Raw genomic sequence first — 9,248 nt, 5'->3', positions numbered from 1 at the left:
AGCCGCAGCGCGCGGGCCAGGCGGCCCTCGCCGTGCACCTCCACGGCGCTGATGGCGTCCGGCTCGTGGCGCGCGGCGTTGGCCAGCAGCCCGAAGACGAGCATGGTCAGGGCGGTCGAGGTGCCCCCGGAGCTGACCATCGGCAGCTGCAGGCCGGTGACGGGGAGCAGGCCGACGACGTAGCCGATGTTGATCAGCGCCTGCGCCAGCAGCCACACGGTGCACGTCGAGACGAGCAGCGAGAGGAACGGGTCGAGCACGCGGCCCGCGATGCGCAGCCCGACGTAGGTGAGCAGCGCGAAGAGCCCGATGACCGCGACCGCGCCGACGAAGCCGAGCTCCTCGCCCAGGATCGCGAAGATGAAGTCGTTGTGGGCGTTGGGCAGGTAGTTCCACTTCGCGCGGCTCTGCCCGAGCCCGACGCCGAACCAGCCGCCGTCGGCCAGGGAGTACCGCGCCTGGGTGGCCTGGTAGCCGGCGCCCTGCGGGTCGAGCTCGGGGTGCAGGAAGGAGGTGATCCGGTCGGCGCGGTAGGACGCGGAGAGCCCGAGCGCCAGGGCCCCGCCGACGCCCGCGCCGGCCACGGCGGCGAACCACCGCAGCGGGAGCCCGGCGAACCACAGCAGGGCCAGCACGATGATGACCAGCGAGACGGTGGTGCCGAGGTCGGGCTGGACCAGGATCAGCGTGCCGAGCAGCATCGCCACCGGCACGAGCGGGACCACGAGGTCCCGCGCCCGGGTGACGGGCCCGGGGCGCCGCGACGCGAGCAGCTGCGCGCCCCACAGCGCGAACGCCACCTTCGCCGCCTCCGCCGGCTGGAACGAGACCGGGCCGAGCACGAACCAGCTGCGCGAGCCGTTGGACAGGTACCCGATGCCGGGCACCAGCACGAGGACCAGCAGCACCACCGCGACCACCAGCGCGGGCGCGGCGGCGCGCTTGAGCACCCGGACCGGGGTGCGCAGGCCCAGGTAGAACAGGGCCAGGCCGAGCACGGCGAAGATGACCTGCCGGGCGAACAGGCTGTAGGCGGAGCCGTCGACGGAGAACGCCTCGACGCTGGACGCCGAGAGCACCATCACCAGGCCGAGCAGCGTGAGCAGCGCGAACACGGCCAGCACGAGGTGCAGCGAGCTCAGCGGGCGGGCGAGCCAGCCGGTGACCGAGGTGCGCCCGGCGCCCAGCTCGCCGACGGCGCGCCGCACCACGCCGCGGGGTGCGCGCCGGCTGCGGGTGGCCGTCACCCGGCCGTCCCGGCGGCCTCGGCCGCGGCCGCGAAGGCCCGGCCCCGGTGGCCGTAGTCGGTGAACATGTCCATCGAGGCGGCGGCCGGGGCGAGCAGCACGGTGTCACCGGGACCCGCCCACGCCGCCGCGGCCGCGACCACCTCGGACATGACCGAGGACGCGGCGAGGTGCATGTCGTCATCGTCTCGTGACCGGACGTCGTGGGTGGGGACGTCCGGCGCGTGTCGCGCGAGCGCGGCGGCGACGACGCCCCGGTCGCGGCCGAGCAGCACCACCCCGCGCAGCAGGGGGGCGACGGTCCGCACGAGCTCCTCGACCGAGGCCCCCTTGAGCAGGCCGCCGGCCACCCACACCACCCGGCCGGACCCCACCTGGGCCGCGGCCTCGAGGGAGGCCAGCGCGGCGTGGGGGTTGGTGGCCTTGGAGTCGTCGACGTAGCGCACCCCGTCGTGCACGGCGACCACCACGGAGCGGTGCGCCCCCGGGGCGTGGGCGCGCAGCCCGGCCGAGACCGCGGCGGGGCCCACGCCGACGGTGCGGGCCAGCGCGGCCGCGGCGAGGGCGTCGAGGGTGGTCGGCGGTCCCGGCGGGGTCACGTCGGCCACGGCCGCGAGCACCACGGGGCCGTCGCCGAACGCGCGGTCGACCAGGTCGTCCCCCACCACCCCGAGCTCGCCGGGGCCGGGCTCGCCCATCCGGAACCCGACCACCCGCCCCGCGGCCCGGTCCCCCAGGCCCGCGGCGACCGGGTCGTCGCGGCCGAGCACGGCGACGCCGCCGGTGAGCACCTGGGCCTTGGCCGCGACGTAGGCGGCCATCGTCCCGTGCCAGTCCAGGTGGTCCTCCGCGATGTTCAGGACCACCCCGGCGTGCGGGCGCACCGAGGGCGCCCAGGCCAGCTGGAAGGACGACAGCTCGACGGCGAGGACCTCGGGGCCGGCGGGGTCGCGCAGCGCGTCGAGCACCGGCAGGCCCACGTTGCCGCAGGCGGCGGCCCGGCGGCCCGCGGCCAGCAGGACCGACAGCAGCATCGTGGTGGTCGTCGTCTTGCCGTTGGTCCCGGTCACGGCCAGCCAGGTGCGCCGGGGGCCGAACACCTCGGCCGCGTCGCAGCGCCACGCCAGCTCGACGTCGCCCCACACCGGCACCCCGGCGGCGGCGGCCGCGGCGAGCAGCGGGGCGTCGGGCCGCCAGCCGGGACTGGTGACGACCAGCGCGGTGCCCTCGGGCAGCGCGGCCGTGGCGTCGTGCCCGGGCACCCCGAGCTCCGCGGCGGCGGCGGCGAGCAGCACCGGGTCGGAGTCTGCCAGCAACACGCGCGCCCCCAGGGCCAGCAGCGCGCGGGCGGCGGCCACCCCCGCCACCCGGGCCCCGGTCACCACCACGGGGACGCCGGCCAGCCGCGCCGGGTCGAGCACGGCTCAGCCCCCGATCGCGGCGAGCCACTCGCTGTAGAACAGCGCGAGGCCCAGGGCGCACGAGATGCCCGCGAGCAGCCAGAACCGGATGATCACCGAGGTCTCCGGCCAGCCCGCCAGCTCGAAGTGGTGGTGGAACGGCGCCATGCGGAACACCCGGCGCCGGGTGGTGCGGAACACCGCCACCTGGATGACCACCGACGCCGCCTCCAGCACGAAGATCGCGCCGAGGACGATGAGCAGCAGCTCGGTGCGGGTGACCATCGACAGGCCCGCGAGCAGCCCACCGAGGGCCAGCGAGCCGGTGTCGCCCATGAAGATCTTGGCCGGCGCCGCGTTCCACCACAGGAAGCCGATGCAGCCGCCCATCGCCGCGGCCGCCACCAGGGCCAGGTCGAGCGGGTCGCGCACCTGGTAGCAGCCGGCGATGGCGTCGGTGGTGCAGTCGTTGCGGTACTGCCAGAAGGAGATGACGACGTAGGTGCCCAGCACCATCGCCATCGACCCGGCGGCGAGGCCGTCGAGGCCGTCGGTGAGGTTCACCGCGTTGGACCAGGCGCTGACGATGAGGTAGCAGAACAGCACGAAGCCGAGCACGCCGAAGGACAGCGTGGCGATGTCGCGGGCGTAGGACAGCCGGGTCACCGCGGGGGTGAGGCCGTCGGCGTCGCGGAACTGCAGGGCGAGGAAGCCGAAGCCCACGGCGGCGACCAGCTGGCCGACGAGCTTGGAGGTCTTGTTCAGCCCGAGGTTGCGCTGGTTGCGCAGCTTGATGAAGTCGTCGAGGAAGCCGACCCCGCCGAGCACCGTGGTCAGCCCCAGCACCAGCAGCGCCGACGCCGACGGGCCGTCCGCGTCGTAGGCGATGCCGACGAGGTGCGCCCCCAAGTAGCCGGCCCACAGCGCGACGATGATCGCGACCCCGCCCATGGTCGGGGTGCCGCGCTTGGCCTGGTGGCTGGCCGGGCCCTCCTGCCGGATCTCCTGGCCGAAGCCCTGCCGGGAGAACACCTTGATGAGGTAGGGCGTCAGCAGGATGGACACCACCACCGCGATGCCCGCGGCGACGAGGATCTGCCTCACGGGGCCACCTCCCCCGTGCCGGCGGCGGCCGGACCGTCGAGCAGCGCGTCGGCCACCCGCCAGAGCCCGGCGGCCTTCGACGCCTTGACCAGGACCACGTCGCCCGGCTCGACCTCCTCGGCGAGCAGCGCGACCGCCGCCTCGACGTCGGGGACGAGCAGCGACTCCCGCCCCCAGGAGCCCTCCATGACCGCGCCGCGGTGCAGGGCGACCACCGGCTCGCCGCCGTCGCGGGCGACGTCGGCCGCCGTGCCCGCCGCGCCGACGACCACGAGCCGGTCGACGGCCAGGCGGACCACGAAGCGGCCGATCGCGTCGTGCTCGCGGACCGAGTCCGGGCCCAGCTCGCCCATCTCGCCGAGCACCGCCCAGCTGCGCCGGACGGGGCCCTCGCGGGCGTCCCGGGCCATCGACACCAGGGCCTTGAGCGCGGCGCGCACGGAGTCGGGGTTGGCGTTGTACGAGTCGTTGACCACGGTGACGCCGTCGGCCCGGGTGCGCACGTCCATCCGGCGCCCGCTGACCGCGGCCGCACCGCCGAGGGCCTCGGCGACCTGGGCGGGGGTGGCGCCGCGCTCCAGGGCGACCGCGGCGGCGGCCAGCGCATTGCCCACCTGGTGCTCGCCGTGCACGGCCAGCGCCACGGGCACCGAGCCGGCCGCGGTGACCAGGGTGAACCGGGCGCGGGCCTGCGCGTCGAGCACCACGTCGGTGGCGCGGACGTCGGCGTCCGCGGCCAGGCCGACCCGGACGACCCGGGCGGTGGTGCGCGACGCCATGGCCGCGACGAGCGGGTCGTCGGCGTTGAGCACGGCCACCCCGCCGTCGGCCGCGGCGGGCAGGGCCTCGACGAGCTCGCCCTTGCCGCGGGCGATGGCCTCGCGGGAGCCGAACTCCCCCAGGTGGGCGGTGCCGACGTTGAGCACCACCCCGATCCGCGGCGGCGCCACCCGGCACAGCGCGGCGACGTGGCCGACGCCCCGGGCGGAGAGCTCGAGGACGAGGTGGCGGGTGTCGTGGTCGGCGCGCAGCGCGGTCCACGGGTGGCCGACCTCGTTGTTGAACGACCCCGGCGGCGCCACGACCGACCCCGGCCCGCCCAGCGGGGCGAGCACGGCCGCCAGCAGGTCCTTGGTCGAGGTCTTGCCCGAGGAGCCCGTCACCCCGACGACGCAGAGGTCCTGCTCGGCGACGAGCCGGTCGACGACGGCGCGGGCGAGCCGGGCGAGCCCGGCCAGCACGGCGGCGCCGGACCCGTCGGTGTCCGCGGCCAGGGCCATCGCGTTCGCCGCGGTGCCGTCGGCGGTCACCGGCGGCACCACCACGGCCGGGCAGGACACCTCGCGGGCGGCGAGCACGGCCACGGCGCCGGCGTCGACCGCCGCGCGGGCGTGGTCGTGGCCGTCCACCCGGGCCCCGGGCAGCGCGACGAAGAGACCGCCGGGGCCGACGCGGCGGCTGTCGAACTCGACCGTCCCGCTCACCACGGCACCCGGGTCCGCGCCGCCGGCGAGCACGCCGCCGGTGGCCTCCGCCACCTCGGCCAGCGTCAACCCGATCACCGCGCCTCCTCCTGCGTCCCACGGTCCCCCGTGACGTCGTCGGCCACGCTCGGGCCCGGGTGCGTCAGCCGCGCGCCGGAGCGCTCGACCTCCCGGGCCTCCAGTGCGTCACCGAGCACGGCGCGGTCGTCGAACGGGGTGGTCACCCCGTCCACCAGCTGGCCCTGCTCGTGACCCTTGCCTGCGACGAGGACGACGTCGCCGCGCTCCGCCCACGCGACGGCCTCGGCGATGGCCGCCGCCCGGTCGCCGACCTCGCGGACCTCGCCGCGCTCGGCCTCGGGAACCGCCCGTGCCCCGGCGAGCACCTCGGCCCGGATGGCGGCCGGGTCCTCCGAGCGCGGGTTGTCGTCGGTGACGACGACGAGGTCGGCCCCGCGCGCCGCCACCTCACCCATGACCGGTCGCTTGCCGGTGTCCCGGTCACCGCCCGCGCCGACGACGACGGCCAGCCGGCCCTCGTGCTGCTCGCGCAGCGCGGCCACCACGGCGGCGAGCGCGGCGGGCTTGTGGGCGTAGTCGACGACGGCGGCGAACGGCTGGCCACGCTCCACCCGCTGCATGCGCCCGGGCACCCCGACCGCGCTGACGCCGTGCGCGGCGTCGGTCAGGTCGACCCCCGCCTCGTGCAGCACGGCCATCGCGAGCGCCGCGTTGGCGACGTTGAAGCGGCCCGGCATGCGCACCGACACCGGGGTGCGGGTGCCGCGCGGGCCGACCAGGGTGAACGCCTGCTCGTGGGCCCGGTTCTCCCCCACGTCCTCGACCGTCCACCCGGGCGGTGACCCGGCCCCGGGCGCCGGGCCGGTGGTCGAGACGGTGGCCGTGCGGGGGCCGGCGACCCCGGCCATCCGCTGGCCCCACGCGTCGTCGACGCACACCACGGGGCGCGCGCAGCGGGTGGGCGAGGCGGGGTCGAACAGCTGCGCCTTGGCGGTGAAGTAGTCGTCCATGTCGGTGTGGAAGTCGAGGTGGTCCTGCGAGAGGTTGGTGAACGCCCCGACCGTGAACCGGGTGCCGGCGACCCGGCCGAGGACCAGCGCGTGGCTGGAGACCTCCATGACGACGGTGTCGACCCCGCGCTCGACCATCACCGCGAGCAGCGCCTGCAGGTCGGGGGCCTCCGGGGTGGTCAGCGCGCTGGGCACCCGGCGGCCGTCGATCCGGGTCTCCACCGTGCCCAGCAGGCCGGGCACCCGGCGGGCGGCGCGCAGGCCCGCCTCGACGAGGTAGCTGGTGGTCGTCTTGCCCGAGGTGCCGGTGATGCCGATGACCTGCAGGGAGCGCGACGGGTCGCCGTAGACGCGGGCGCTGACCGGCCCGAGCACGTCGCGCGGGGCGGGGTGGCGCAGCACCGGCAGCCCGGTGGCCGCGGCGTCGGCCGCCCCCGCGTCGTCGGTGAGCACCGCGACCGCACCGGCCGCGGCGGCGTCGGCGGCGTAGCGGGCGCCGTGGGTGCGGGTGCCCGGCAGCGCGGCGAACAGGTCCCCGGGGCGGACGTCCTGCGCGCGCAGGGTGACCCCGGTGACCCGGGTCCCGGCGTCACCGTCGACCCGGGCGGCGGCAGCGTCGGCGCCGGGGCCGTCCTGCGCCGCCGGGGCGGTGACGGCGGCCAGCTGGGCCAGGGTGACCGGGACCACGCGGTGCGGGCGCAGGGGCGACGCAGGGGTGCTCACCGGTCTCCTCTCGGGGCTCGAGCCGCGGTGGGGCACCGGCGGCGGGTGGCGCGGCAGCGCACGGGGGTGGGCCCGGCGGTGGTGCGGCGGGCTCTGGGCACGGTACCGGCGCGCCCGGGCCCGGGACTCCCCCCGGGGTGCCCCGGGACGGGTCGCGGCCGAATCGTGGCCCGACCGGGACCGGGCCGCCGCCGGCACCGCCGCGGGTGGTCCTAGGGGTGGCTCACTGGTCGGCCACCAGCGGCATGAACGGGGTCGGCTGGGGCGAGAGCGGCACGTCCTGGCGCTGCAGCAGCCAGGAGGCGATGTCGTGGAACAGCGGGGCCGCGGACTGCCCGCCGCCGCCGTCGACGCCGCGCTGCGGCGCGTCGAGCATGATGCCGACGACGTAGCGCGGGTCGTCCGCGGGGGCCATGCCGGCGAACGTGATCCAGTACTTGGAGTTGGAGTAGCACCCGCACGACTCGTCGACCTGCTGGGCGGTGCCGGTCTTGCCGGAGACCTGGTAGCCGGGGATGCCCGCGGCCACGCCCGTGCCCCGGTCCTGGCCCGGGGCGTCCTGCACGATCGCGCGGAACATGTCCTTGACCGTGTCGGCGGTCTGCGGGCTCACCACCTGCACGCCCTCGGGCTGCGGGGTGGGCGTCACGGTGCCGTCCGGGGCGGTGGTGGAGGCGACGATGCGGGGCGGGACCCGCACGCCGCCGTTGGCGATGGCCTGGTACATCCCGGTCATCTGCAGCAGGGTCATCGACAGGCCCTGGCCGATGGGCAGGTTGGCGAAGGTGGAGCCGGACCACTGGTCGCGCGAGGGCACCGAGCCGGCGCTCTCCCCCGGCAGGCCGACGTCGGTCCGCCGCCCCAGGCCGAACTTCGTGAGCATGTCGGCGTAGCGGTCCTCGCCGACCTGCTGGGCCAGGCCGAGGGTGCCGACGTTGGACGACTTGCCGAAGATCCCCGTCGTGGTCATCGGGACGACGCCGTGCGACCAGGCGTCCCGGACGGTCCGGTCGGCCACCTGGATCTGGCCGTCCACCTGGTGGACCTGCGTCGGGGTGGTGATGCCGTCCTCGATGGCGGCGGCCGCGGTGATGATCTTGTTGACCGAGCCGGGCTCGAACGGGGTGGTGACGGCGTTGTTGCCCATCGCCGCGGCCGAGGCCGTCGAGGTGTCCCGGGAGGGGTCGAAGGTGCCGTCGTTGGCCATCGCGACCACCTGGCCGGTGTGGGCGTCGAGCACCACCACCGAGGCGTCCTGGGCCAGCGAGTTGTCCTTGGCCCGCTGCACTGCCTGCTGGACGTACCACTGGACGTCGGCGTCGATGGTGAGGGTGACGGTGGAGCCGTCGGTGGCGGGGTGCTCGTCGCGGGTGCTGCCGGGGATGACGGCGCCGTCGGCCCCGCGCTCGACCGTGCGGGTGCCGTCCGTGCCGGCCAGCTCGGAGTCCAGGGAGCTCTCCAGGCCGAGCAGGCCGTGGCCGTCCCACCCGGTGGTGCCGACGAGGTTGGCGGCCAGCGACCCGCCCGGGTACTCGCGCACCCCCTGGCGCTCGGTGCCGACCTCCGGGAACTCGTCGCTGATGGCCGACGCGGTGGCGGGGTCCACCTGGCGGGCCAGGTAGACGAAGGTCGTGTCGGCCGCGAGCTGGGCGCGCACGGTCGCGGCGGGCACCGCGTCGCCGAGACGGTCGTGCACGCCCTGGGCGATGGCGTCGAGCCGCTGGTCCACGGTGGGCGCCGTGCCGGGGTTGGCGTCGTGCGCCGCGGCCAGCTCGGCCCGCACCACCGTCGGCTGGAAGGTCAGCGCCTTGGCCTCGAGGGTGAAGGCGAGGGTGGTGCCGTTGCGGTCGAGCACCGCGCCCCGGGTGGCGGGCTGCGTGGTGGTCAGGCTGCGCTTCTCCTGCGCGGCGGCCGAGAGCTCGGCGGCGTCGATGCCCTGCACCCGCACCAGCTGCACCACGGCCACCGCGAGCGCGAGGAAGATGACGCCCCGGCCCCACCGCCGGCGGCGGGCCGGGTCCGCCCCCACCGGGCCGCGCGGGTGCCGCGGCGGCACCGGTCCCGCGGCGCGTGTGCCCGGGTGACCGGCGCGTTGGCCGGGGCGGGGCGGGGTGCGGGTGGTCACTGGGCGGCTCCGGCGGCGGTCGGGGCGGGGGCGGGGGCGGGCTGCCCGGGGGCAGTCTGGCCCGCCGGCGCCGCGTCGGGCCGGATCTGCTCGTCCCCGGGCGTGGCTGCCGGGGCCGGGGAGGCGGCCGGGGC

General features: G+C 76.8%; 6 protein-coding genes. All 6 read right to left on the bottom strand.

What is annotated here, in order from left to right; all coding sequences use genetic code 11:
• A partial coding sequence (gene ftsW, locus ACYVOF_RS08415; protein WP_460865539.1) for a putative lipid II flippase FtsW occupies positions 1-1,247 on the bottom strand: 1,247 nt, incomplete at its 3' end.
• Positions 1,244-2,668: a UDP-N-acetylmuramoyl-L-alanine--D-glutamate ligase gene (murD, locus tag ACYVOF_RS08410; RefSeq protein WP_460865538.1), complete on the bottom strand. Its 1,425-nt coding sequence runs from the start codon at positions 2,666-2,668 to the stop codon at positions 1,244-1,246. The genes ftsW and murD, both read right to left, overlap by 4 nt.
• Positions 2,669-2,671: 3 nt before the next feature.
• Positions 2,672-3,751, bottom strand: a complete 1,080-nt coding sequence (mraY, locus tag ACYVOF_RS08405; protein WP_460865536.1) for a phospho-N-acetylmuramoyl-pentapeptide-transferase — start codon at positions 3,749-3,751, stop codon at positions 2,672-2,674.
• Positions 3,748-5,313 carry a UDP-N-acetylmuramoyl-tripeptide--D-alanyl-D-alanine ligase gene (locus ACYVOF_RS08400; RefSeq protein ID WP_460865534.1) on the bottom strand — a complete coding sequence of 522 codons (1,566 nt, stop codon included), beginning with the start codon at positions 5,311-5,313 and terminating at the stop codon, positions 3,748-3,750. Before ACYVOF_RS08400 ends, mraY begins: the two co-directional genes overlap by 4 nt.
• On the bottom strand, positions 5,310-6,989 hold the full coding sequence (locus ACYVOF_RS08395) for a UDP-N-acetylmuramoyl-L-alanyl-D-glutamate--2,6-diaminopimelate ligase (protein WP_460865532.1): 1,680 nt from the start codon (positions 6,987-6,989) through the stop codon (positions 5,310-5,312). Before ACYVOF_RS08395 ends, ACYVOF_RS08400 begins: the two co-directional genes overlap by 4 nt.
• A 223-nt stretch (positions 6,990-7,212) precedes the next feature.
• Complete coding sequence (locus ACYVOF_RS08390; RefSeq protein ID WP_460865530.1) at positions 7,213-9,045, bottom strand: peptidoglycan D,D-transpeptidase FtsI family protein; 1,833 nt, start codon at positions 9,043-9,045, stop codon at positions 7,213-7,215.
• Positions 9,046-9,248: the final 203 nt, after the last annotated feature.

This window comes from Rhodococcus aerolatus, assembly GCF_054783215.1.
The sequence above is the reverse complement of the archived record's forward strand: the minus strand, read 5'-3'. Positions and strand labels throughout refer to the sequence as shown.